Origin of the sequence: Pseudomonas poae (assembly GCF_001439785.1) — a bacterium.
Lineage (GTDB): Bacteria > Pseudomonadota > Gammaproteobacteria > Pseudomonadales > Pseudomonadaceae > Aquipseudomonas > Aquipseudomonas poae.
Genome location: NZ_JYLI01000003.1, coordinates 119273 through 142589 on the forward strand (window position 1 = coordinate 119273; position 23317 = coordinate 142589).

Sequence of the window (23317 nt, forward strand, 5' to 3'; positions counted from 1 at the left end):
GACGCGGCGGGCGCACAGTGCATAAATAGGCGCCCACGAAAAAGGGAGCTCATCAGAGCTCCCTTTTTGCGTTGCGTCGTACAGATCAGTCAAACACGCCGAAGGTCATGTAGCTGAACCACGAGCGGTCCTCGTTGTTGCCAAGGGCCTGTGGCTCCTGCTCCTCGATCACATCACCGTTCTCGTCATGGGGCTTGAGCTCGGAAGGAATGGCGTCCTTGGCGTCCTGGTACTGCTTGATCACGTCCTGGTTGGCGCGGGTTTCACCTGGCGGCAACGGTGGACGGGAGTCGATCAGGCCCAGAGTGTACTTGCTCAGCCACGAACGGTTGTCGGCTTCAGCCACCTGAGGCACGAACTGGCCGTCTTTCAGGCTTGGGTGATCAGGGTAGTTGAGCTTCAGGGTTTCCAGGCTGGTGTTGGCCAGCTCGTCCAGATGCAGACGCTGGTAGGCCTCGGTCATTACCGCCAGGCCGTCACCCACCGAAGGGGTCTCCTGGAAGTTTTCCACTACATAACGGCCACGGTTGGCGGCCGCTACATAGGCCTGACGGGTCAGGTAGTAGTGGGCGACATGGATCTCGTAGGACGCCAGCAGGTTGCGCAGGTAGATCATGCGCTGCTTGGCGTCCGGCGCGTAGCGGCTGTTGGGGTAGCGGCTGGTCAGCTGGGCGAACTCGTTGTAGGAGTCGCGGGCAGCGCCGGGGTCACGCTTGGTCATGTCCAGCGGCAGGAAGCGCGCCAGCAGGCCTACGTCCTGGTCGAACGAGGTCAGACCCTTGAGGTAGTAGGCGTAGTCCACGTTCGGGTGCTGTGGATGCAGGCGGATGAAGCGCTCGGCTGCGGACTTGGCAGCTTCCGGCTCGGCGTTCTTGTAGTTCGCGTAGATGAGCTCGAGCTGCGCCTGATCGGCGTAGCGCCCGAACGGATAACGCGACTCCAGGGCCTTCAGCTTGGCTGTGGCGCTGGTGTAGCTATTATTGTCCAGGTCTTTCTGAGCTTGCTGGTACAGCTCGACTTCGCTCAGGTTTTCGTCGACGACGTCCTTTGTTGACGAGCAAGCAGCAGTCATGGCGAGGATGGCGATCAGCAGCAGGTGTTTCACTTGCATGGCGGCTTGCGTCCCTATGACGGCCGCTGTCTTGGGCGGGGCCGTCCTGTTATGATGAGCGCCCCGTTGAAAGCCTCGGGGCAAAAGACGCCGTATTTAACCACAAGCGCGCAGCCGAAACCAAAGGCTGTGCCACGCCTAGTCTGAGCATGTCCGATAAAATTGAACTTCGCGCAGAGGTGCCGTCCGAATTGGGCGGCCAACGCCTCGATCAAGTCGCCGCACAATTATTCGCTGAGCACTCGCGCTCGCGCCTTTCCGCCTGGATCAAAGACGGCCGCCTGACTGTGGATGGAGCGGTTATCCGCCCGCGAGACATAGTCCATGGTGGTGCGATTCTTGAGCTGACTGCCGAGCAGGAAGCCCAGGGAGAATGGGTCGCCCAGGACATCGAGCTGGATATTGTCTATGAAGATGACGACATCCTGGTCATCAACAAACCCGCAGGCCTGGTGGTTCACCCGGCTGCCGGGCACGCTGATGGCACCTTGCTCAATGCCCTGCTGCACCATGTGCCGGACATCGTCAACGTCCCGCGCTGCGGCATCGTGCACCGCCTGGACAAGGACACTACCGGCCTGATGGTGGTGGCCAAGACCATCCAGGCGCAGACGCAGCTTGTTACTCAATTGCAGAGCCGCAGTGTCAGCCGGATCTACGAATGCATCGTGATCGGCGTGGTGGTGGCGGGTGGCAAGATCAACGCGCCCATCGGTCGCCATGGTCAGCAACGCCAGCGCATGGCGGTGATGGAGGGCGGCAAGCAGGCCGTCAGCCACTACCGCGTGCTGGAGCGTTTCCGCTCCCACACCCATGTGCGGGTGAAGCTGGAAACCGGGCGTACCCACCAGATTCGCGTGCACATGGCCCACATCAACTTCCCGTTGGTCGGTGATCCGGCCTATGGCGGTCGCTTCCGTATCCCTCCTGCGGCGAGTCAGACCATGGTCGAATCGCTGAAAACCTTTCCGCGCCAGGCATTGCATGCGCGCTTCCTGGAGCTTGATCATCCGACGAGCGGTAAGCGGATGAGCTGGGAATCGCCACTTCCAGACGATCTGGTCTGGTTGTTGTCGCTGCTCAAGCAGGATCGCGAGGCGTTTGTCGGATGAGTGACTGGCTGATTCCTGAATGGCCTGCGCCGTCTCAGGTTAAAGCCTGCGTTACCACCCGGACGGGCGGCGTCAGTCTGGCGCCGTTCGACAGCCTCAATCTGGGCGATCATGTCGACGACGATCTTGACGCCGTGCTGGAAAATCGCCGCCGCCTTACCCATGCCTTTGCTATCGAGCCGGCCTGGTTGCGCCAGGTCCATGGGGTCAATGTGGTCAAGGCAGACCCGGGCCGCATTGTCGAAGCGGATGGCAGTTGGACCAGTACGCCGGGTATCGCCTGCACGGCCATGACCGCCGACTGCTTGCCGGCATTGTTCTGTAATCGCGCGGGCACCCGTGTTGCGGCGGCCCATGCTGGCTGGCGTGGCCTGGCGGCTGGGGTACTGGAAGCTGCGGTCGAAAGCCTGGCTGCCGAACCTGACGACGTATTGGTCTGGCTCGGTCCGGCAATCGGCCCGCAAGCCTTTGAAGTCGGTCCGGAAGTGCGTGAAGCCTTCATGCAGCAACTGCCTGTCACCGAACGAGCCTTTGTACCCAGTCGCAATTCCGGCAAGTTCATGGCCGACATCTACCAGCTGGCCCGCCTGCGCCTCGCTGCGCGTGGCGTAACAGCGGTCTACGGTGGCGGTTTCTGCACGGTGACCGACCCGCGTTTCTTCTCTTACCGCCGCAGCCCTCGCACCGGTCGGTTCGCCTCCCTTATCTGGCTTGAACGCTAGACTCTCCTGATCCACGTCAGGTGTTACCTGCTTGAATCTTCCAGAATCCACCCCATCTATAAGGGCATCTGGCAGGTTTCTTCATTCAGGATGTGTTTACAGCTCCGGCCTGCTCAAAAGGAAGGTGACTAATGCGTATTGATCGTTTAACCAGCAAATTACAGTTGGCCTTGTCGGACTCCCAATCCCTGGCGGTCGGCCTCGACCATCCGGCAATCGAGCCTGCACATTTGATGCAGGCGCTCCTGGAGCAACAAGGGGGTTCCATCAAGCCCTTGTTGATGCAGGTAGGCTTTGACGTCAATAGCCTGCGCAAGGAGTTGAGCAAAGAGCTCGACCAACTGCCGAAAATCCAGAATCCCACTGGCGACGTGAATATGTCCCAGGACCTGGCGCGCCTGCTCAATCAGGCTGATCGCCTGGCCCAGCAGAAAGGCGACCAGTTCATCTCCAGCGAGCTGGTGCTGCTCGCCGCCATGGACGAGAACAGCAAGCTCGGCAAGTTGTTGCTGGGCCAGGGCGTGAGCAAGAAAGCGCTGGAAAACGCCATCAACAACCTGCGTGGCGGCGATGCGGTCAACGACCCCAATCATGAGGAGTCGCGTCAGGCTCTGGACAAATACACCGTCGACCTCACCAAGCGCGCCGAAGAGGGCAAGCTCGACCCGGTGATCGGCCGTGACGATGAGATCCGTCGCACCATTCAGGTGTTGCAACGCCGCACCAAGAACAACCCGGTGCTGATCGGTGAGCCTGGCGTGGGTAAAACCGCGATTGCCGAAGGTCTGGCCCAGCGCATCATCAATGGTGAGGTGCCAGACGGTCTCAAGGGCAAGCGGCTGTTGTCGCTGGACATGGGTTCGCTGATTGCCGGCGCCAAGTTCCGCGGTGAGTTCGAGGAACGCCTGAAATCCCTGCTCAATGAACTGTCGAAGCAGGAAGGGCAGATCATTCTGTTTATCGATGAGCTGCACACCATGGTCGGCGCCGGCAAAGGCGAAGGCTCCATGGACGCCGGCAACATGCTCAAGCCGGCGTTGGCGCGCGGTGAGTTGCACTGCGTCGGGGCCACCACGCTCAACGAATACCGCCAGTACATTGAAAAGGACGCGGCCCTTGAGCGGCGCTTCCAGAAAGTGCTGGTAGAGGAACCGAGCGAAGAGGACACCATCGCGATCCTGCGTGGACTTAAAGAGCGTTACGAGGTGCACCACAAGGTGGCGATCACCGATGGCGCGATCATTGCGGCGGCCAAGTTGAGCCATCGTTATATCACCGACCGGCAGTTGCCGGACAAGGCCATCGACCTGATCGACGAAGCGGCCAGCCGCATTCGCATGGAGATCGACTCCAAGCCGGAAGTGCTCGACCGTCTGGACCGGCGCCTGATTCAACTGAAAGTCGAATCCCAGGCCCTGAAGAAAGAGGAAGACGACGCGGCGAAGAAACGCCTGGAAAAACTCCAGGAAGAAATCCAGCGCCTGGAGCGCGAGTATTCGGACCTCGAGGAAATCTGGACCTCGGAAAAAGCCGAGGTGCAGGGCTCTGCGCAGATCCAGCAAAAGATCGAACAATCCCGCCAGGAACTGGAAGCCGCGCGCCGCAAAGGCGACCTTAACCGCATGGCCGAGTTGCAGTATGGGGTGATCCCGGACCTGGAGCGCAGCCTGCAGATGGTCGACCAACATGGCAAGGCCGAGAACCAGTTGCTGCGCAGCAAGGTGACCGAGGAAGAAATCGCCGAAGTCGTCTCGAAGTGGACCGGTATCCCGGTATCGAAAATGCTCGAAGGCGAGCGCGACAAGTTGCTGAAGATGGAGTCCCTGCTGCACCAGCGCGTCATTGGCCAGGACGAGGCGGTGGTGGCGGTCTCCAACGCGGTGCGGCGTTCGCGCGCGGGGTTGTCCGATCCTAATCGTCCGAGCGGCTCGTTCATGTTCCTGGGCCCCACCGGTGTGGGGAAGACCGAGCTGTGCAAGGCACTGGCGGAGTTCCTGTTCGATACCGAAGAGGCCATGGTGCGCATCGACATGTCCGAGTTCATGGAGAAGCATTCGGTGGCGCGCCTGATCGGCGCACCGCCAGGCTACGTGGGCTATGAGGAGGGTGGTTACCTGACCGAAGCCGTGCGGCGCAAGCCTTACTCGGTGATCCTGCTGGATGAGGTGGAGAAGGCGCACCCGGATGTGTTCAACATCCTGCTGCAGGTGCTCGAAGACGGCCGCCTGACCGACAGTCACGGGCGTACCGTGGACTTTCGCAACACGGTGATCGTGATGACCTCCAACCTGGGCTCGGCGCAGATCCAGGAATTGGTGGGTGATCGCGAAGCCCAGCGTGCGGCGGTCATGGATGCTCTGACCACGCACTTCCGCCCGGAATTTATCAACCGGGTCGATGAAGTGGTGATCTTCGAGCCATTGGCGCGGGATCAGATCGCCGGCATTACCGAGATCCAGTTGGGTCGCCTGCGTGGGCGTCTGGCCGAGCGTGAACTGTCGCTGCAACTGAGCCGAGAGGCGTTGGACAAGCTGATCGCGGTCGGTTACGACCCGGTGTATGGTGCGCGGCCGCTCAAACGTGCCATCCAGCGCTGGATCGAGAACCCGCTGGCGCAGTTGATCCTGTCGGGCAGCTTCATGCCCGGCACCAGCGTCGAGGCAACGGTGGAGAACGACGAAATCGTTTTCCATTAAGGCCGGCCCGTACGCAAATAAAGAAAGGCTCCGCATTGCGGGGCCTTTTTTTTCGATAGGGCGTTGAACTGTAAGGCAAAGGCTTGTAAAGTGCGCCCCGCAGCAATGTCAGCCCACGGGTTTCTTCCCCCCAGGAAGAAATCAGAAAGAAGCGCAAATCCTTGTCTTGAAAGCAATTTAAAGGGTTGACAGAGGTTTTTAAGATTGTAGAATAGCGCGCCTCAGAGGCACTAACGTAGCGATACGGGCAGGGCTGAAGAGGAAGTTACATCGCAGTAAAATTTGAAATATGCAGTTCCGTGATAGCTCAGTCGGTAGAGCAAATGACTGTTAATCATTGGGTCCCAGGTTCGAGTCCTGGTCACGGAGCCAATTTCAAACCGGGGTATAGCGCAGTCCGGTAGCGCGCCTGCTTTGGGAGCAGGATGTCGGGAGTTCGAATCCCCCTACCCCGACCATATTTGGGTCGTTAGCTCAGTTGGTAGAGCAGTTGGCTTTTAACCAATTGGTCGTAGGTTCGAATCCCACACGACCCACCATTTTTGAGACCAGTTAACGCTGGAATCGAATCTTAAGATCAGAGGCCAAAAGCGCTGATCGAAGAAGGCGACTGAAAGGTCGCCTTTTTTTTACCGGGGTATAGCGCAGTCCGGTAGCGCGCCTGCTTTGGGAGCAGGATGTCAGGAGTTCGAATCCCCTTACCCCGACCATATTAAAAGTCCTCGTATCGAAAGATACGGGGATTTTTTTTGTGCGCGCGAATCCTGAGCTCGCTGCAAAGCACATGTGGGAGCGGGCTTGCCCGCGAATGCGGTGGTTCAGTCACAGCTGTACTGACTGACACAGCGCATACGCGAGCAAGCCCGCTTCTGCACTCAGGTCTCCTTCAAGACCTGGTTATTAATGCAATTTAAGACGCGGCTCCGTACCCCGCCCGATCTTGCTGCCCAACATCAACATCGCCGTACGAAAGAACCCATACAGCGCCACCTGGTGCATGCGGTACAGCGACACATAGAACATGCGCGCCAGCCAGCCTTCCAGCATCACGCTGCCGGTCAGGTTGCCCATCAAGTTGCCCACCGCCGAGAACCGCGACAGCGAGATCAGCGAACCGTAGTCGGTGTATGTGTAGTGGGGCAGGTCCTTGCCGTCGATCCGCAGCTTCAGCGATTTCGCTAGCAGGGACGCCTGCTGGTGAGCCGCCTGCGCACGCGGCGGCACGTTGCGATCGGTGCCCGGTTGCGGGCAGGCGGCGCAGTCACCGAAGGCGAAGATGTTTTCATCGCGGGTGGTCTGCAGGGTTGGCAGCACTTGCAACTGATTGATGCGGTTGGTCTCCAGCCCGTCAATCTCCTTGAGAAAGGCCGGTGCGCGAATGCCAGCTGCCCACACCTTGAGGCTCGCAGGAATTGCCTGGCCGCTGCTGGTGATCAGTGCGTCAGCGGTCACTTCGCTTACCGCTGCATTGGTCAGCACCGTCACGCCGAGCTTCTCCAGGGTTTTATGCACAGGCGCGCCGATGCGTTCCGGCAGTGCTGGCAATACCCGCGGTCCGGCTTCGATCAGGGTGATGTGCATGTTTTCCGGCTTGATCCGGTCCAGGCCATAGGCGGCCAGTTCGTGGGCGGCGTTATGCAGCTCGGCCGCCAGCTCCACCCCGGTGGCACCGGCGCCGACGATGGCGACGCTGATTTGCTCAACGGCATCGGTCTGCCCGGCATGGGCGCGCAGGTAGTGATTGAGCAACTGTTGGTGAAAGCGCTCGGCCTGTTTGCGTGTGTCGAGGAACAGGCAGTGCTGCGCTGCGCCTTCGGTGCCGAAATCGTTGGTGGTGCTGCCGACTGCAATCACCAGGCTGTCATAACCCAGCACGCGTGCCGGCACCAGCTCACGACCTTCTTCGTCGAGGGTGGCGGCCAGCTGGATTTTTTTCTGCTCACGGTCGAGGCCGCTCATGCGGCCCAGTTGGAACTCGAAGTGATTCCATTTGGCCTGGGCGACGTAATTGAGTTCGTCTTCCGAAGAGTTCAGCGAGCCGGCCGCGACTTCGTGCAGCAGCGGTTTCCAGATATGGGTCAGGTTGGTATCCACCAGGGTGATGCTGGCGGTGCCGCGCTTGCCTAGCGTCTTGCCCAGGCGGGTCGCCAACTCAAGGCCGCCGGCGCCGCCGCCGACGATGATAATACGATGGGTCATGGGGATATCTCGCAAGGCTAAAGGAAATCGGAGCAGTTACCCTCGCGAGCGCCAGGCAGCTCATAGCGTCAGGTAACTCAAAAAGGCAGATGGGCATACAAGCCTCGTCTGGTAGACGTTGCAAATGGGCGCCACGTTACAGGCGCGGTTTCAGAGGCTGATGCCCACATCGAACACTATGCTGCGCCCCAGATTGTTGCGCAAGAAATCCGGGGCGTCTGGGTGGGCGAACAGCACGCGGGCAAATGTCGGCCCCACCAGCGACAGTGAGCGCCAGCCCTGACGCAGGTATTCGGTTGGCGGAGGAAAGTGGCTGTTGAGGTCCAGCACTTCGCGTTTGAGGCTGGTGAACGCGACAATATCCAGCTCGCCCAGGTCCATGCCGCGCTCTTTATAGTTAAGCGCTTTTTTGCGCAGTGTCGGCGCCAGCCGCAGCAGGAACTCATGGGCGGGAATGCGTCGCGGCTTGGCCTCGCGCCGCACCAATTGGCTGAGGGAAAACGCACTGCGCCGGCGCAGTACTTCATCGCGCCACTCATCATTAAGGCGCCGTCCCTGATCGAGCACGAAGAACACCTCGAAACTGGCGTCACGAAACAGCACGTCCGGAGGCTCCTGCCCGGCGGCGTGAAACTCTTCGGCACGGAAGGGCACGTTCAGGCCTTGCAGCAGGCGCTGGCAGACCCAACGCTCACGCTCCCATTTGCGTGCATTGGACAGAAAAGCATTGGCTTGTTCGGCCGCCACGGTGAGCAGGCGCAAATAATCTGAGTCGTCCATACCTGCAGCTTAGCGTTCAAACGATGACCGCAGGAAGTCCCACTTTTATGCGACCTCAATGGCGCGGCGTCAGATCCTCGGAGAACAGCTCGTCTTCGGCATCTGGCGCCACCGGAATCTTGTGTTCTTCTGCAGCCCAGGCGCCCAGGTCGATGAGTTTGCAGCGGTCCGAGCAGAACGGCCGGTTGAGGTTGGTCGCTTTCCATTCCACGGGGGCGCCGCAGGTTGGGCAGTCGACGGTCAAGGGTTGGCTCATGATCGGCCTCCACGCAAAGTAAGGTAAAAGTGGTGCAGTCGCTCGACTTCGCCGTGCAACCAGGCGAGGTCCTGGTCATTGACCAGCACGTCATCGGCATGGTTCAGGCGGTCTTCGCGGCTGGACTGGGCCTTGAGAATTGCCTGCACCTGTTGTTCGCTGATGCCGTCGCGCTGCAGGGTACGCTGAATCTGCAGCGATTGCGGCACGTCGATCACCAGGATGCGCTGAGTCATGCTGTACTGCCCGGATTCGATCAACAGTGGCGACACCAGAATGGCGTAGGGCGACTGCGCACGCGCCAGGTGGCTGCGGATTTCCTCGGCGATCAACGGGTGCAGCAGGGCCTCCAGCCAGAGGCGTTGCTCGGGAACCTCAAAGATCAGCTTGCGCAATGCCGCACGGTCCAGCTTGCCGTCCGGCATCAACACGCCGGCACCAAAGTGTTCGGCGATGCGTGCCAGCGCCGGTCGGCCTGGCTCGACCACCCAGCGGGCGGCGTGGTCGGCGTCGACCAGGTCGATGCCCAGGTCGATAAAGTGTTGGGCCGCCGCGCTTTTACCGCTGCCGATGCCGCCGGTGAGGCCGAGAATCCAGGGTGTTGCGACAGAAGGGGTCATCTGAAACCGACGAACTGCAAATAGAAGTCGGTTATTTGACCACCCCAGAGCAGCGCAATCCAGCCGGCAATTGCCAGATACGGACCAAAAGGTATCGGCGTGGAGGCCTGTGTGTTCTTCAGGCGCATCAGGATCAGCCCCGCAGCCACGCCCAGCAGCGATGAAAGCAACAGCGTCATCGGCAGGATCTGCCAGCCGCCCCAGGCGCCGAGCAGGGCCAACAGCTTGAAGTCGCCGTAGCCCATGCCGTCCTTGCCGGTTGCCAGTTTGAACAGCCAGAACAGAGTCCACAGGCTCATATAGCCAAACACCGCACCCCAGAATGCCTCGGGCAGTGTCACCAGCAGGTCGAAGCTGTTGCCGATCAGTCCCAGCCACAGCAGCGGCAGCACCAGCACGTCCGGGAGCAATTGATGATCCACATCGATCAGGCTCACAGCCAGCAGTCCCCAGCTCAACACCATCACGGCGCCTGCCTGCCAACCGAAACCGAAATGCCACGCGACCATGGCCGAGAGCACGGCGCATGCCAGCTCGGTAAACGGATAGCGCGCACTGATCGGGTGGCTACAGCGGGCGCAGCGCCCCCTGAGCATCAGGTAGCTCAGCAGCGGAATATTTTCCCAGGGCCGAATCGGATGATCGCAGTGAGGACAGCAGGAGTTAGGGTGCATCAGGTTGTACGTCGGCCCGGCCGGTTCGGCGGGCATGCCAAGCATCTCGCGGGACTGCTCGCGCCAGTCTCGTTCGAGCATCGTTGGCAGGCGCCACACCAGCACATTGAGGAAACTGCCGACGACAAGGCCGAGTACCGCCGCCATGGCGACAAAGGCCCAGGGCTGCTCAGTCATCAGCAGGTTCAAAACGCGGTACCCAGCTGGAACACCGGCAGGTACATGGCGATCACCAGCGCCCCGACGATGCCGCCCAGCACTACCATGATCAACGGCTCCATCAAGCTGGTGAGGTTGTCCACCTGGTTATCCACATCTGATTCGTAGTGGCTCGCCACCTTTTCGAGCATGTGGTCCAGGGTGCCGGACTCTTCGCCGATGGCAGTCATCTGGATTGACATACGCGGGAACAGCCCGCTGCTCGCCATGGACTGATGAAGTGGCATGCCCGTGGATACATCGTGACGCATATGCTCTATCGCCTGTTTGAACAACCCGTTGCCCACCGCGCCAGCCACTGACTCCAAGGCTTGTACCAACGGTACACCGGCGGCGAAGGTGGTTGAAAGCGTGCGGGCATAGCGGGCGACTGCGGATTTTTTCAGCAGTGTACCTGCCAGGGGAAGCTTCAACACACCGGCATCCAGCCGATGACGAAATCCAGATGAGCTAAGGCAGGCGTGGCGCACCCCGAAAAAAACCGTCGCCAGCCCCAGCGCAATGAGCCACCAGGCCTGCTGCATGAACGCCGACAACGCGATGATCAGCAAGGTAAAGCCAGGCAGCGTGCCGTCGACCCCGGCGAACAACTGCTCGAACTGTGGCACCACGTGGATCAGCAGCACGCTGCACACGACGCTGGCGACCACGATAACTGCGATGGGGTAGGTCATCGCCTTCCTGATCCTGGCCTTGAGTTGCTCAGTCTTTTCCTGATGGACGGCCACGCGCTCCAGCAGCGTTTCCAGTGCGCCAGCCTGCTCGCCCGCCGCTATCAGGTTGCAGTACAAGTCATCGAAGTGGCGTGGCTGTTTACGCAATGCCTGCGCCAGGCTGTTACCGGCGGCAACCTGCTGTTTCAAACCCTTGACCAGTGCCTGCATCTGCCGATTTTCAAAACCTTCGCTGATGATGTCGAAGGCTTGTAACAGCGCTATCCCGGCCTTGAGCAGCGTGGCCAGCTGGCGGGTAAAAAGCGCTATGTCCGATGGTTTGATCGGCTGGGTGAGGCCAGGCAGCCCTGGATACCGTTTACGCACGCGGCCAGGGCTGACTCCCTGCTGGCGCAGTTGTGCCTTGACCAGCGCAGGGTTGTGCGCCGTGGTCTGCCCCGACACTCTGCGCCCTTTGCGATTGATGCCTTCCCAGTCGTACGTCGTTGAAGCGTTGTTCATGTCACGGTTCCGCACTCACGTCGTTGAAGACTTCCAGCTTAGTCACAGGAATGATGCTGGCAGGCTCGCTCCGGGAGGCAAAATGTCAGAATGTGCGACCAAGGCGCGATTGAGCGCCTGCGGATGAGTACACTGGCGCCGTTGCAAACTACGGGGCGCAGGACGCGCCTTGTCATGGTTCTATTCTGGAGAGTGAATGTGATGCGTCAAAAAGGCTTTACCTTGATCGAATTGCTCATCGTCGTGGCAATTATCGGCATTCTGGCCACCATCGGCCTGCCCATGTACACCACGCACCAGGCCAAGGCCAAATTCACGGCCGGGCTGGCTGAAATCAGCGCGTTGAAGGCCGGTTACGAAGACACCCTGAACCAGGGGACCGTACCCACCATCGCCTTGATCGGCGGCACCAGCCCCACCGCCAACTGCAGGATCGACGTGACAGGCGACGTTGCCACCGGCATCGGCTCCATCAGTTGCGAAATACTCGACGCCCCGGCGCCGGTGCTTGGCAAAAGCATTACCCTGACACGCAGCGCCACCGAAGGCTGGAAGTGTGTCACCACCGCCGAGGCGAAATACGTCGCCAAAGGATGTGGCGTCACAGGGGCATAAAGCGTGTTGTTAACCCGCATTCAGCGCGACAATCTGTTTCTGATCGCCACAGCGTGCCTGCTGGCGCTCGGCATCTGTGCGCCGTTCAGCGGGCATGATCTGCAACGCGGGACACAGATCTGCCTGGGGCTGTGCGCGGTGCTGTACGGGTTGTCGGTCTCTTCGCGCGAGGGGTCGGTGAATCGGCCTGCCGCCGCAGGCTTGGCACTGATTATGGTACTGGGCCTGGTATCTTCGGTGCTTGCGCATCAGCCCCTGTGGGCACTCACTGAAATGGCGCTGTTCATCTGCAGTGCGGCGATTGCGCTGGCGGTTACCTCGCTCAGGCGCCACGGCGGTGAATCGATCGATAGCGCGCTGATGTTGATCGTGCTGATGTTATGCGTGATCAAGTCCGTTCAGTACGGGTACGCGTTGATACTCGCGTTCGGCAGTGGCCAGCGCCTGCTCAACCTTGACCTGCTGCTGTCCGGATTTTCCAACAAGCGCTTCTACGGTCAATTCCAGACCTTCACCCTGCCATTGCTGGCACTGTCCCTGCTGATCCCCAAGGTCTCCCGTCCCGCACGCGCGGCCGCGCTGGTGTTGTTGTGCGTCTGGTGGCTGATTGCAATCAGCGGCGGCACCCGTGGTACATGGCTTGGCATGGCGGTGGCGGCGGCTGTGCTGGTGTGGCTTGGCCCCTGGGGGCGGCGCTGGGTGGCCTGGCAACTGGCGGGTGTTTGCGGTGGCCTGTTGCTTTACGGCTGCTTGTTCATGCTGCTGGCGCACCATTCTGGCAACGAGATTGTCAGTGCCGCCGGTGAGCGTCTCACCACGTCGCTGTCGGGTCGCGGCCCGATCTGGTGGCAGGGCTGGCACATGATTGCCGAGCGCCCATGGTTGGGCTTCGGGCCCATGCATTTCGCCGATGTGGCCAATCCCATCGCCGCCCACCCTCACCAGGCCGTGCTGCAATGGGCCAGTGAATGGGGCGTGCCGTCGGCACTGTGCGTGGCGGTTCTGGCAGGCTGGGGCGGCTGGGCCACCGTTGGACTGATCCGTGAGCGTGCCATGGTTGCCACGCGGGCCGATCTTCTGCGCTTATGCCTGTTTGCGGCGCTGGTCGGCGCACTGACGCAGTCCATGGTCGATGGCGTGATCGTGATGCCCAACTCGCAGGTTTGGCTGGCGTTGGTGGTGGGCTGGTTGATGGCGTTGCATGTGCGGCGAGCCCCTGAGCCTGCTCTGCCGCTGGCTGCTGGCGCTTGGAGGATGACAAGTGTGCTCGCCGTGGGGCTGTTGGTGTATGTGGTAATCCGCGACGTTCCGCATCTGGAACACGCCCGGCAGGTCTATCTGGACGGGCGGGGTGATCATTTGCAGCCGCGCTTCTGGGCCCAGGGCGTGATAGCCCTGCCAAGGCTCTGAGCCTGCGTGTTCAAACGTCCCGATAGTACTTGGCCGGTATGCCAAACCACACCTGGTTGTCGGGCACATCCTTGCGCACCTGAGAGCACGCGCCAATCTCGGCATTTTCCCCAATGGTCACAGACGGCATGATCACGACGCTGGCGCCGAAGCGTGAGCCTTTCTTGAGCGTGCCTACGCATTTTTCGTCATTTTTGGTGAGGTCGGGCGTATCGGTGACCACGAATGCATATTTCATCACCACATCATCTTCAACAATGGTGTTGGCGGAGAGTGTGCCGCGACTGCCCATCAGTACGCGGTTGCCCAACTGACAGTTGTCTCGAATTTCACAGTAGGAAGTGAATGAGCAATCATCCCCAATCACTGCATTGCGACCAATTTTCGTATAGGTGCCGATTTTTGTATGCCTGCCGATTTTGGCGCCTTTGAGCACCATGGCATAGTCTTCGATCACAGCACCTTCCTTGATTTCAACATCATCTTCAATGATGCAGAACCGGCCGATCACAACACCATCGCCTATTACCGCCTTGTCTGAAACGATTGAGTAATTGTTCATTTCGATACTTTTAGTTTTCCAATGATTTTGGGACACCCGACAGATCGTCAGTTGCCGACTTCACCGTTTTGGCTGGCATGCCCATCACCAAAAGTCCGGGCTCCTCAATGTGTTTCACCACCACGGCTCCGGCACCAACCACCGTGCGCTCGGCTATGCGCGTCTGTGGTCTTACGATAGCACCCGATCCAAGAAAGCACTGATTGCCGAGGGTGACGTTGCCAGCAATCGATACGTTATTGGCAAAGTGACACTCGTCGCCGATCAATGAGCCATGACCAATCTTGCTGCCGTGTGCGATGACGCACCCCTGGCCAACGGTGGTTGTCTCGTTGACCGAGCCACGTACCACGGTCACATCGGTACCGAGGAAGGTGCCTTGCATGATTCGGGTGTAGCCGATCTGCGGCTGAACCACTCTTTGGCGCGTGGTCGGGTCCCAGATCCAGGCCGCCCCCGTTGCGCCGACGGTGGAGTGCGATTCAATGGTGACATCTTCTTCGATGGTGGTTCCGCGCATCACGGTCACGTGGGAGTGAAGGTTGGCACCTGCCTTCACAACACAGTCCTCCAATACGCAGAAAGGTCCTATGTAAGCCGCAGGGTCGACTTCGCAATCCTCGCCAATAACGGCGGTGGGGTGGATGCCCTGAATTTTTTTTCGGTCTGGCACCATGGCTTCCATCAGGCGATAAAACACCAACTGTGGATGATCGACCTGGAGTATTACATTGCCTTCGCCGCACACATCGGCCCCTTCGCGCAGGACTATTGAATGGGTTATCGGCGGCGGATGGCCAATGCCTTGCGCCAAAAAATAAATCCCGCCTTGCTCGATCTGACGCAGGCTCTTGAATGCAAAGGCGCTTTGAGCAGCTGTGCCATGGGCGACGAAGGCGATACCCATTTGCTGTAGCTGTTGCTGGACCTGCGCAAGCGAGAAGGTTTTCGGGGGGGTGGGCAAATGCATTCTCCACGTAGGGATGTTGGCTCGATCGTCACTCATGAAACGTCAGGCAGTCAACGAACGAATGAGGTTTCTCCCGTCACCTTCTGAGGGTGGCGATCTTTCGGCAGAGTGCCTATTATCGTTCAGCGTATCGGGCTGAGCGTCCGATGCGCGAACTGACTCAACGGCAATATTGTTTTCAGCTGATCCAAGAATGGTTCTGAAGGCCAGACGAGCAGGTATTCACGCCCGCTCTTTCGTATCTGCGCAACCTTGATGACCCAGATGCATCCCCATTCCCAGATCTGAGAGAACACCATGACCACGACTGAACTGACCCAGGAAGCCCGGCACGAAGAAGCCCTCAAAAAATACCTTGAGGCCACGCCGCAGCTCAAAGAAGAGATCAAGGACCTGAGTGCTGATGATCAGCGCGACCAGATCCAGTGGGCATTCGAGGATGAGGCCGAGAGCCAGAATCTCCAGCCTTGGGAGCTGACCCTCAAGTACACCTCGACACCGGAAGAATTCGAGACCGCACGCCTGGCCTTGCACAAAGAGGCGGCCGAGGTGCTGGGCGTTGAATGGGACGAGTACTGCGAGATGAACAACCTGGTCGTCTGAACCCGAACCTTTGCAGGAGCAAGCTTGCTCGCTCCTGCATTAATCCGGTGTCAGATACTCAGTCGCATCGACAAATCCACCGCCTTCACATCCTTGGTCATCGCACCAATAGAAATGTAGTCCACCCCGGTTTCGGCGATGGGCAGCAAGGTGCTTTCGTTGATCCCGCCGCTCGCTTCCAGCCTGGCTTTGCCGCCGTTCAGGCGCACCGCTTCACGCATGTCGTCCAAGCTCAATTCATCGAGCATGATGATATCGGCCCCGGCATCGAGTGCTTCGCGCAATTCATCCAGGCTTTCCACTTCAATTTCCACTGGCTTGCCCGGCGCGATTTTGTGCGCGGCGGCAACCGCTTGGCTAATGCCGCCGCAGGCCGCGATATGGTTTTCCTTGATCAGGAACGCGTCGTATAGACCCATGCGGTGGTTATGGCAGCCGCCACAGGTCACCGCATACTTCTGCGCCAGGCGCAGGCCCGGCAGGGTTTTGCGTGTGTCGAGCAATTTGACCTGGGTGCTGGCGACGAAGTCGGCCAGGTACTGGGCACGCGTGGCAACGCCTGACAGCAGTTGCAGAAAATTCAGTGCGCACCGTTCACCGCTGAGCAGCGAGCGGGCAGGGCCCTCGAGGTGAAACAGCACCTGATTGGGGCTGACACGCTCGCCATCGGTCACCTGCCAATGCACGGCGACCCGCGGATCCAGTTGGCGAAACACGGCATCCACCCAGGCCGTGCCACTGATAACCGCTGCGTCGCGGGTGATGATCGTGGCTTTCGCCAGCCGTTCAGCCGGGATCAACTGCGCGGTAATGTCGCCACTGCCGATGTCTTCCAGCAGTGCGCGGCGCACGTTGGCTTCGATTTCGGCAGTGATGTCGGCAAGACGGAGATTCGGCATAACAGGCTCCACAAACAATGTGCGCCGATTATAGGGGCACTGCGTGGCCGAACCCACCGCCACCTGCTCTTTTGCCGGTGAAACTCAGAGTTTGCTGGCGTAACGGCCCCTGTTTGCAAGATAATCCCGCGCCTTGCAATTGGCGTCATAGCTTTGACGTCCCGGTGACAATCGGATATCGGCGGCGCCCGCCTGATCGTCCCACCCCCCTACACCGCCGTTTCAGGAGGCCAGGATGCACAATGACGGAAAGGTGGTGTCCATCAAGAGGGCACAGGCTACGCCATCGCCGCTGGCGCGCCTGCCGGTGGTGTTGCTGCAGGTTCGCGACAAGGCTGCCCAACAGTTGCAACAGGGCTTGCAGGAGCTGTTTGATAACGCCGACGACACCTTGTTCGAAATGGCCGACAAGGCCCGCAATAACGCGGATCACCATATCTTTTTCGAGGCCATGCGCGACCTGCGGCTCAAGCGCAAGAATTTCGAACGCGCCTTCATGGCGCAACTGTTCCAGGCCTTCGCCCACCTCGGCCAAGCGAGCAGCGGTGAGCCGAAAATGGTCCCGCTGGTCTCCTACGATTCGCTGCCAGTCACCACCGACGATGCCCGCGAAAAAGCCGTGGCGCTCGAGGCGATGCTCGGCCGGGTGCGGCACCGCGATGGCCTGGCCCTGGGGCAATTGACCGCTCGTCTGAACGCCCTGCTTGGCAAGCAACTGGACGAGCGGGAAAACCCCTTGGGCCCGGCCCTGTTGTGCGAATTTTTCCTGCGCGCCGGGCGCAGTCTCGGCGTGGAAATCCGCGTCAAGCTGATCATGCTCAAGCTGTTTGAAAAATACGTGCTCAGCGACGCCGATCTGTTGTACGGCGAGGCCAATCAGCTGCTGGTGGCGACCGGCGTTTTACCTGAACTCAAAAGCGCGCCTTCCCGTCGTCGTGTTGGGTGTGTGGCGAGCGAACCTGCACCGCCAGGCAGCTTGCCAGGCACCGACCAGACCCTGGATGAAAACGGTCAGCAGGACTTCGCCGCGCTGCAGCATATGCTCGCTGCCGTGCGCGGCAGTGTGGCGCCCACTCTGGAAGCCAGCGCCGAACCCCAGCCGATTGCCACCCGCGACTTGCTGCGCCTGCTTTCCCATCTGCAGCAATACGTCCCGGAACCCCAGGCCGAGGACGACTTCGACCTGCGTAACCAGCTTGAACAACTATTGACCCGCGTCAGCGTCAAGAGCGGCAAGTCCCGCGTGGTGGAGGACGCCGACGAAGACGTGATCAACCTGGTCGCCCTGCTGTTCGAATTCATGCTCAATGACCCTGCGGTGCCTGAAGCCTGCAAGGCGTTGATTGCGCGTTTGCAGATCCCTTTGCTGAAGGTGGCGTTGCTGGACAAGCGTCTTTTCAGTTGCGCCAGTCATCCCGCGCGGCAGTTGCTCAATGAAATCGCCGCCTCGGCCCTGGGCTGGAACCCGTGCGAGGATTATCAGCGCGACAGTCTGTACCTGCGCATCGAACACGTCGTGCAGTGCCTGCTCAATGAATACGTCGACGACCCGGCGATTTTTTCCCGGTTGCTGGCGCAGTTCAGCGCATCGTGCGCCGAGGAGCAGCGGCGCAGCGAGTTGATTGAACAACACACCCGTGACGCTGAGGATGGGCGCATTCGTGCCGATGCGGCGCGTCAACACGTGGCTGACGTGCTTGACCGAAGGCTGCTGGGCAAGGTGTTGCCGCAGGCCGTGGTGCAATTTCTGCAACAGGCCTGGAGCCAGGTGTTGTTATTGGCCAGCCTCAAGCATGGTGAGCAGTCGGTGCAGTGGCAGGCGGGGCTGCGCACCATGGACGAGCTGATCTGGAGCGTCAGCCTGCAGCGCGACGCCGAGGCCGGTCGGCATCTGGTGGAGCAACTGCCGGGGTTGCTCAAGGCATTGCGTGACGGCCTGACCAGCGCAGCGGTCGATCCCTTCGACACGCGCGATTTCTTTGTGCGCCTGCAAGCGTTGCATCTGCAACCGGCGGAGAGTGTCGAGGCGCTGATTGAGGTGTGCGAGCCATGTGTACTCGGCCCCGGTGCAGTCGATGCCTGCGAAGACCTGGCGGCGGACGATCCTGATCTGCTCAAAGCGCTGCAGCTGCGAATTGGCGGCTGGGTCGAGTTACAGGATGAGCGGCCAGCCCCCCTGCGCTGCAAGCTGCTGGCGATCATGGCACCTGTGGGTAGCTACGTGTTCGTCAACCGCTCGGGGCTCAAGGTCATGGAAAAAAGCGTCGGCCAACTGGCCCTTGCGTTCAAGCGTGGCGCTCTGCACCCGTTGGATGATGGCCTGCTGTTCGAGCGTGCGTTGACGGCAGTGACCGGCAAACTGCGCCAACTCAATCGCGGCAAGTGATCGCAACGGCGGGGTGGAACGCGGCATACTGGTCACACTTAGTCACGTTCACTTAGTCACGTTCAAGGATCCTGCATGCAACTGGACCCCGCCAGTGGTTGGTGCCAGGGCATTGGTCACTGCCCTTCGCCCAACTTCAACGAGCGCCCCTCAGGCGAAATCTCACTGCTGGTGGTGCATAACATCAGTTTGCCGCCGGCGCAGTTCGGCACTGGCAAGGTGCAGGCGTTTTTTCAGAATCGACTGGATGTCACGGAACATCCCTACTTTGAAGGGATTGCCGACTTACGCGTGTCTGCACACTTTCTGATTGAGCGCGACGGTGCCGTGACGCAGTTTGTGTCCTGCCTCGACCGCGCCTGGCATGCTGGTGTCTCAAGCTTTGAGGGGCGAGAGACGTGCAATGACTTTTCCCTGGGCATCGAACTGGAAGGCACGGACGACCTGGCGTACACCGATACCCAGTATGCATCGCTGATAGAGCTGACGAGCCAGTTGCTGGCGGCTTACCCGGGCATCACCCTTCAACGTATTTGTGGTCACAGCGCCATCGCGCCGGGACGCAAGACCGACCCGGGCCCTGCATTTGATTGGACGCGCTTTCGTCGCGCCCTGGAGCAAGGAGAACACGCACAATGAGTTTTCTGGTGTTGGTATTGGCCGTGTGGATCGAAAAGTTCTCGGCGTTGCGCCAGCGGTTGCAGCGTGATGGCGGTTGGTTGCGCGAGCTGGCCAGGCTGGAAGCGAGCCCGCGGCTCGGCAAGCAGCCCTGGCTGGTCCTGGCCGTGCTGGTGCTGTTGCCGGTGGCATTGCTGGCGTTGCTGTTGCTGGTGCTGGAGCCCGTGGCGTACGGCCTGCTGGCATTGCCGGTGCACTTGCTGGTGCTGATTTACAGCCTTGGGCGTGGCGATCTGCTCACGGCACTCGGTCCGTTTCGTGATGCCTGGCGGCGCGGCGATTTGCAGGCCGCCGAACACGTGGCCGAGCGCGACCTGAACGTGGCTGCCGACAACGGCGAGCAGTTGCTGGAACGCGTCCAGGCCCACCTGCTATGGCAGGCCTACCAGAGCTTTTTTGCGGTGATTTTCTGGTATTTCCTGCTGGGCCCGGTCGCGGCACTGGCTTATCGCCTGCTGGCCCTGGCCAATGAACACAGCCAGAACCCCCAGGTGGCCGAGCGCTCCGGGCAACTGCGGCATGCATTCGACTGGGTGCCCGTGCGCCTTTTGGCCGCGAGCTTTGCCCTCGTAGGCAACTTCGTCGCGGTTGGCCGCGTGATGCTGCACGAACTGCTGAACTGGGACATCAGCGCCGCGCAACTGGTGGAAAAGGTCGGCCTGGCCGCCGCTGAAATCCCGCCGCCGGTCGTCGGGGCGGAAGGCATCAACAGCCTGGATCGCCTGTGGGAATTGCTGCTGCGTGCCGCCGTGCTCTGGTATGCCGGCTTCGCCATCTGGACCGTGTTGCCTTGATCAATTGCCTCTTTGGGTGGGGCATGAGCTGAGTCAGTCAACCACATTGCTGTGGCGAGCGGGCTTGCCTTAATGCCGCTCAGCTAAGCGCAGATTCCCTGTGGCGAGCAGGCTTGTCCAGCGTTGGGCTGCGCACCAAAACCAGGCGCTGAGCCGTATCAGGTAAACCGCGTTTTGCTGGATTGGGGGCGCTTCGCACCCCAACGCCGTTCAGTTAAACCTGCGTTCGGCCAGCGTGTTTGACGGGGCGCCTCAGATCAAGATCAAGAGCGCGGTGGCCTGAGAGCCGACCGGAATGGGGAATGTGAACGCGATCAAATGTGGGAGCGGGCTTGCCCGCGAAGGCGTCGGCCCAGCAAACATTGAGGTCGACTGACCCACCGCTTCCGCGGGCAAGTCGCAGCGCCGCTCCCAGAGGGGATTTACGCTTAACTGAACGGCATTAGGGCAAGCCCGCTTGCCACAGGAGCTCTGTTTGCTGCGTGACAAAAGCCAGGTCGAAGGCTTGGCGGCGCTTTCCATATTTTGTATGTGAGAGAAGGTTGTAGGGTGTTTCGTTCGCGGTTGTGGTGCATATCCTGATTTCCTCGCGTGGCGCTTTCTGCCGACGTGGATGAGTGAGAATTCATATCATTCACTCACGTTCCAATGGAGGCACGACGATGACGGCTGCAATCGGCATCAAGGGGCACTGCGCCCATTGCGACATCACCTTTGAACTCAAGCCCTGGCAACTGAACGCCATCGCGATCCAGGAGCCTTTCGACTGCCCGTATTGCCAGCGCATTCTGCACCTGAGTTGCCCCAGGCAGTTGCGCCGGTTCAAGGCCCTGGACCACTGGGCCCTGATGCGGCCGGGCATGATTGTGCTGACCTGTGCCACGCTGATCGCGGCGCAGGTGGCGCAATGGATCGGGTTCATCGGCCTCATTGAGCAACTGAGCGTATCGCTGGGCGCGGCGCTGGTGCACGTGCTGGTGTTGCGTCATGTTCGTTACCGGCAGCAGATGACCCTGGAGCTGCAAGTGGTCAACCCGGCCCACGTGCTACCAATTGAACAGCTCGCGCGCATTGCGTGTGCTCGTCTCAGCCAGCACTAGGGGGCTGATGCCCATGCGCTCTGCCAAATCAGTACATATGGCAGGCAAGTGCTGCGGGCTGTTGCGCTGGCCTGGGTACATGGCCGGCGCCATATCCGGCGAATCCGTCTCCAGCACCACGGCCTCCAGCGGCAATTGAGCAAGCACCCTGTGCATGCGCAGGGCCTGGGGCCAGGTGGCGGCTCCGCCCAGGCCGAGTTTGAAGCCCAGCTTGATGTATTCGCGGGCTTCTTCCAGGCTGCCGGCAAACGCGTGAATGATGCCGCCCCGTGACAGGCGGATACGCTTGAGCGTGGCGATAACGGCGGCATGGCTGCGACGCACATGCACCAGCGCCGGTAACCGGAAGTCCTCGGCCAACTTCAACTGGGCCTCGAACAGCGGTTGCTGGCGCTCGCGGTTCAGCTCTTGAAGAAAGTAATCCAGACCTATCTCGCCCACGGCGCACAATTGCCGATGGCCGTGCAGGCGTGTCAGCCAGTCGCCGAGTTCAGTCAGGTCGGCAGGGCGATGTTGCTCCAGGTACACCGGATGCAGGCCGAAGGCGGCGAACAGGCCTTCATCCGCCTGCACCAACGTCCACACCCGCTGCCAGTTCTGCCGATACACCCCGAGCACCACCATGCGCTGCACGCCAAGCTGTCGGCTATGAGCGAGCACTTCACTACGGTCGGCGTCAAAGTCCGGAAAATCCAGGTGGGTGTGGGTGTCAATCAGCTCCACGCTCAGGCCTCGTGAATGCGCTGCTTGAAGGTGCGGCCAATGGCGTGCACGCCGGGCTGGTAGTGTTCCTCTTCGATGGCGGCCAGGGCCAGGCTCAACGCCGCGTCGGCGATCAACTGATGTTGCTGGGCCATGGCATTGACCGGCAGCGGCAGGAAGTCCAGCAGTTGGGTGTCACCAAAGGTGCCCAGGCGCAACGGTTGCGACTTGAGCGGGTAATCGTGCAGCGCATCGAACACGCCTTGCAGAAGCACGTAGGACGTCGTCACCAGCGCGTCAGGCAAATGCCCCAGGCGTTGCAGCAGTTGCTCCATCAACTGTCGGCCGCATTCACGGCTGAAGGCCTCGCCCTGTTCAACAATCACCTCGCCGGTAAAGTCTTGCAGCGCCTGGTGAAAGCCTGCGGCGCGTTCCTGGCTGATGCTCAGCTCGGGCCGCGCGCCGATCAGCGCAATCTGCCCGGGCAGCGGTCGCAGCAGACTGCTGGTCAGTTGCTGGCACGCCTGGCGGTCGTCGCTGACCACCGAACAGAACTGCCCGGCTTCCATGACCCGGTCGATGGCAATCACCGGCAGGCCCTTGGCTTGCAGTTCGCGGTAACTGTCATCGCCTGCCGGCAGGCAACTGGCGACGAACAGCGCATCGCAGCGCCGCGCGCGAAACAGTTGCAGCAGTTGACGCTCGCTGTCGGCGTCATCGTCGGAGCTGGCAATCAGCAATTGATAGCCACGCGCCCGCGCGCCTTGCTCCAGTAGCTTGGCGATGCGTGCGTAACTGGGGTTTTCCAGGTCCGGCAAGATAAAGCCCAAGGTGCGCGTATGCCGACTGCGCAGCCCTGCCGCCTGGGGGTTGGGCGTAAAACCATGGGCTTGCACCACGGCACGCACCCGCTCGACCGTTGCACTGCTGATGCGTTGCTGTTCGGCTTTGCCGTTGATGACATAGCTGGCGGTGGTCACTGACACACCGGCCAAACGTGCGATATCGCTGAGTTTCAAAGCGGGATTTCCTTG

At 60.4% G+C, this 23317-nt stretch carries 22 protein-coding genes and 4 tRNA genes; 14 read left to right on the top strand and 12 right to left on the bottom strand.

Annotation, left to right across the window (positions count from 1 at the left end):
• Positions 1–85: 85 nt before the first annotated feature.
• Positions 86–1111: an outer membrane protein assembly factor BamD gene (locus tag TU75_RS04250; RefSeq protein WP_015371140.1), complete on the bottom strand. Its 1026-nt coding sequence runs from the start codon at positions 1109–1111 to the stop codon at positions 86–88.
• 149 nt (positions 1112–1260) lie between these two features.
• On the opposite strand from TU75_RS04250, the gene rluD reads away from it, so the two are divergent.
• The 7 genes from rluD (at position 1261) to TU75_RS04285 (ending at position 6351) form a co-directional block, all read left to right on the top strand.
• The gene (gene rluD / locus TU75_RS04255; protein ID WP_015371141.1) at positions 1261–2223 is read left to right on the top strand and encodes a 23S rRNA pseudouridine(1911/1915/1917) synthase RluD; all 963 of its coding nucleotides are present in this window, start codon (positions 1261–1263) and stop codon (positions 2221–2223) included.
• Positions 2220–2945, top strand: a complete 726-nt coding sequence (pgeF, locus tag TU75_RS04260; protein ID WP_060548298.1) for a peptidoglycan editing factor PgeF — start codon at positions 2220–2222, stop codon at positions 2943–2945. Before rluD ends, pgeF begins: the two co-directional genes overlap by 4 nt.
• 131 nt (positions 2946–3076) lie before the next feature.
• Positions 3077–5641, top strand: coding sequence for an ATP-dependent chaperone ClpB (gene clpB, locus TU75_RS04265; RefSeq protein WP_004372369.1), 2565 nt, complete (start codon positions 3077–3079; stop codon positions 5639–5641).
• Positions 5642–5937: 296 nt separating this feature from the next.
• Positions 5938–6013, top strand: a tRNA-Asn gene (locus TU75_RS04270).
• 9 nt (positions 6014–6022) lie between these two features.
• Positions 6023–6099 (top strand) — tRNA-Pro (locus TU75_RS04275).
• 5 nt (positions 6100–6104) lie between these two features.
• Positions 6105–6180, top strand: a tRNA-Lys gene (locus TU75_RS04280).
• A gap of 94 nt (positions 6181–6274) precedes the next feature.
• Positions 6275–6351 (top strand) — tRNA-Pro (locus TU75_RS04285).
• Positions 6352–6541: 190 nt separating this feature from the next.
• Here the strand turns inward: TU75_RS04285 and TU75_RS04290 are convergent.
• The 6 genes from TU75_RS04290 to TU75_RS04315 all read right to left on the bottom strand — a co-directional run bounded on the left by TU75_RS04290 (position 6542) and on the right by TU75_RS04315 (position 11564).
• Positions 6542–7840, bottom strand: coding sequence for an NAD(P)/FAD-dependent oxidoreductase (locus TU75_RS04290; RefSeq protein ID WP_060548299.1), 1299 nt, complete (start codon positions 7838–7840; stop codon positions 6542–6544).
• A gap of 150 nt (positions 7841–7990) precedes the next feature.
• Positions 7991–8620 (bottom strand): DUF1780 domain-containing protein, encoded by a 630-nt coding sequence (locus tag TU75_RS04295; RefSeq protein WP_004372358.1) that lies wholly within the window; start codon positions 8618–8620, stop codon positions 7991–7993.
• Between the two features lie 55 nt (positions 8621–8675).
• Positions 8676–8876, bottom strand: coding sequence for a DNA gyrase inhibitor YacG (gene yacG, locus TU75_RS04300; protein WP_004372356.1), 201 nt, complete (start codon positions 8874–8876; stop codon positions 8676–8678).
• Positions 8873–9496 carry a dephospho-CoA kinase gene (gene coaE, locus TU75_RS04305; RefSeq protein WP_004372354.1) on the bottom strand — a complete coding sequence of 208 codons (624 nt, stop codon included), beginning with the start codon at positions 9494–9496 and terminating at the stop codon, positions 8873–8875. The genes yacG and coaE overlap by 4 nt, the downstream gene beginning before the upstream one ends.
• Positions 9493–10359 carry a prepilin peptidase gene (locus tag TU75_RS04310; protein WP_060548300.1) on the bottom strand — a complete coding sequence of 289 codons (867 nt, stop codon included), beginning with the start codon at positions 10357–10359 and terminating at the stop codon, positions 9493–9495. The genes coaE and TU75_RS04310 overlap by 4 nt, the downstream gene beginning before the upstream one ends.
• Positions 10356–11564 carry a type II secretion system F family protein gene (locus tag TU75_RS04315; protein WP_060548301.1) on the bottom strand — a complete coding sequence of 403 codons (1209 nt, stop codon included), beginning with the start codon at positions 11562–11564 and terminating at the stop codon, positions 10356–10358. The genes TU75_RS04310 and TU75_RS04315 overlap by 4 nt, the downstream gene beginning before the upstream one ends.
• Positions 11565–11765: 201 nt before the next feature.
• Here TU75_RS04315 and TU75_RS04320 point away from each other — a divergent pair, with 201 nt between their 5' ends.
• Both TU75_RS04320 and TU75_RS04325 read left to right on the top strand, forming a co-directional pair.
• Complete coding sequence (locus TU75_RS04320) at positions 11766–12179, top strand: pilin (protein WP_060548302.1); 414 nt, start codon at positions 11766–11768, stop codon at positions 12177–12179.
• Positions 12180–12182: 3 nt separating this feature from the next.
• Complete coding sequence (locus TU75_RS04325) at positions 12183–13589, top strand: O-antigen ligase family protein (RefSeq protein ID WP_060548303.1); 1407 nt, start codon at positions 12183–12185, stop codon at positions 13587–13589.
• A 10-nt stretch (positions 13590–13599) separates the two neighbouring features.
• Here the strand turns inward: TU75_RS04325 and TU75_RS04330 are convergent, their stop codons facing one another.
• Together TU75_RS04330 and TU75_RS04335 are read right to left on the bottom strand one after the other, a co-directional pair.
• A complete protein-coding gene (locus TU75_RS04330; RefSeq protein WP_004372345.1) occupies positions 13600–14151 on the bottom strand; it encodes an LbetaH domain-containing protein in 552 nt (183 codons plus the stop codon).
• 10 nt (positions 14152–14161) lie between these two features.
• On the bottom strand, positions 14162–15157 hold the full coding sequence (locus tag TU75_RS04335) for a hypothetical protein (RefSeq protein ID WP_169794342.1): 996 nt from the start codon (positions 15155–15157) through the stop codon (positions 14162–14164).
• 261 nt (positions 15158–15418) lie between these two features.
• On the opposite strand from TU75_RS04335, the gene TU75_RS04340 reads away from it, so the two are divergent.
• Positions 15419–15724, top strand: coding sequence for a DUF6388 family protein (locus tag TU75_RS04340; RefSeq protein ID WP_004372341.1), 306 nt, complete (start codon positions 15419–15421; stop codon positions 15722–15724).
• 50 nt (positions 15725–15774) lie between these two features.
• On the opposite strand, the gene nadC is transcribed toward TU75_RS04340, so the two are convergent.
• On the bottom strand, positions 15775–16623 hold the full coding sequence (nadC, locus tag TU75_RS04345) for a carboxylating nicotinate-nucleotide diphosphorylase (RefSeq protein WP_060548304.1): 849 nt from the start codon (positions 16621–16623) through the stop codon (positions 15775–15777).
• 235 nt (positions 16624–16858) lie between these two features.
• Here nadC and TU75_RS04350 point away from each other — a divergent pair, with 235 nt between their 5' ends.
• From TU75_RS04350 to TU75_RS04365, 4 genes are all read left to right on the top strand, one after another.
• Positions 16859–19009, top strand: coding sequence for a DUF1631 domain-containing protein (locus TU75_RS04350; RefSeq protein WP_060548305.1), 2151 nt, complete (start codon positions 16859–16861; stop codon positions 19007–19009).
• A 75-nt stretch (positions 19010–19084) separates the two neighbouring features.
• Positions 19085–19648, top strand: coding sequence for a 1,6-anhydro-N-acetylmuramyl-L-alanine amidase AmpD (ampD, locus tag TU75_RS04355; protein ID WP_060548306.1), 564 nt, complete (start codon positions 19085–19087; stop codon positions 19646–19648).
• Complete coding sequence (gene ampE, locus TU75_RS04360) at positions 19645–20481, top strand: regulatory signaling modulator protein AmpE (RefSeq protein WP_060548307.1); 837 nt, start codon at positions 19645–19647, stop codon at positions 20479–20481. The genes ampD and ampE overlap by 4 nt, the downstream gene beginning before the upstream one ends.
• A 662-nt stretch (positions 20482–21143) precedes the next feature.
• On the top strand, positions 21144–21581 hold the full coding sequence (locus TU75_RS04365) for a hypothetical protein (protein WP_004372330.1): 438 nt from the start codon (positions 21144–21146) through the stop codon (positions 21579–21581).
• Here the strand turns inward: TU75_RS04365 and TU75_RS04370 are convergent.
• Positions 21528–22304: a TatD family hydrolase gene (locus tag TU75_RS04370; protein WP_004372328.1), complete on the bottom strand. Its 777-nt coding sequence runs from the start codon at positions 22302–22304 to the stop codon at positions 21528–21530. The two genes, TU75_RS04365 and TU75_RS04370, sit on opposite strands and share 54 nt — an antisense overlap.
• A 2-nt stretch (positions 22305–22306) precedes the next feature.
• Positions 22307–23302 (bottom strand): catabolite repressor/activator, encoded by a 996-nt coding sequence (cra, locus tag TU75_RS04375; RefSeq protein ID WP_004372326.1) that lies wholly within the window; start codon positions 23300–23302, stop codon positions 22307–22309.
• Positions 23303–23317 lie beyond the last annotated feature (15 nt).

Coding starts and splice junctions, on each gene's coding strand:
- TU75_RS04250 (WP_015371140.1), bottom strand. CDS start 1,111: ATGCAAGTGAAACACCTGCTGCTGATCGCCATCCTCGCCATGACTGCT.
- rluD (WP_015371141.1), top strand. CDS start 1,261: ATGTCCGATAAAATTGAACTTCGCGCAGAGGTGCCGTCCGAATTGGGC.
- pgeF (WP_060548298.1), top strand. CDS start 2,220: ATGAGTGACTGGCTGATTCCTGAATGGCCTGCGCCGTCTCAGGTTAAA.
- clpB (WP_004372369.1), top strand. CDS start 3,077: ATGCGTATTGATCGTTTAACCAGCAAATTACAGTTGGCCTTGTCGGAC.
- TU75_RS04290 (WP_060548299.1), bottom strand. CDS start 7,840: ATGACCCATCGTATTATCATCGTCGGCGGCGGCGCCGGCGGCCTTGAG.
- TU75_RS04295 (WP_004372358.1), bottom strand. CDS start 8,620: ATGGACGACTCAGATTATTTGCGCCTGCTCACCGTGGCGGCCGAACAA.
- yacG (WP_004372356.1), bottom strand. CDS start 8,876: ATGAGCCAACCCTTGACCGTCGACTGCCCAACCTGCGGCGCCCCCGTG.
- coaE (WP_004372354.1), bottom strand. CDS start 9,496: ATGACCCCTTCTGTCGCAACACCCTGGATTCTCGGCCTCACCGGCGGC.
- TU75_RS04315 (WP_060548301.1), bottom strand. CDS start 11,564: ATGAACAACGCTTCAACGACGTACGACTGGGAAGGCATCAATCGCAAA.
- TU75_RS04320 (WP_060548302.1), top strand. CDS start 11,766: ATGCGTCAAAAAGGCTTTACCTTGATCGAATTGCTCATCGTCGTGGCA.
- TU75_RS04330 (WP_004372345.1), bottom strand. CDS start 14,151: ATGAACAATTACTCAATCGTTTCAGACAAGGCGGTAATAGGCGATGGT.
- TU75_RS04335 (WP_169794342.1), bottom strand. CDS start 15,157: ATGAGTGACGATCGAGCCAACATCCCTACGTGGAGAATGCATTTGCCC.
- TU75_RS04340 (WP_004372341.1), top strand. CDS start 15,419: ATGACCACGACTGAACTGACCCAGGAAGCCCGGCACGAAGAAGCCCTC.
- nadC (WP_060548304.1), bottom strand. CDS start 16,623: ATGCCGAATCTCCGTCTTGCCGACATCACTGCCGAAATCGAAGCCAAC.
- TU75_RS04350 (WP_060548305.1), top strand. CDS start 16,859: ATGCACAATGACGGAAAGGTGGTGTCCATCAAGAGGGCACAGGCTACG.
- ampD (WP_060548306.1), top strand. CDS start 19,085: ATGCAACTGGACCCCGCCAGTGGTTGGTGCCAGGGCATTGGTCACTGC.
- ampE (WP_060548307.1), top strand. CDS start 19,645: ATGAGTTTTCTGGTGTTGGTATTGGCCGTGTGGATCGAAAAGTTCTCG.
- TU75_RS04365 (WP_004372330.1), top strand. CDS start 21,144: ATGACGGCTGCAATCGGCATCAAGGGGCACTGCGCCCATTGCGACATC.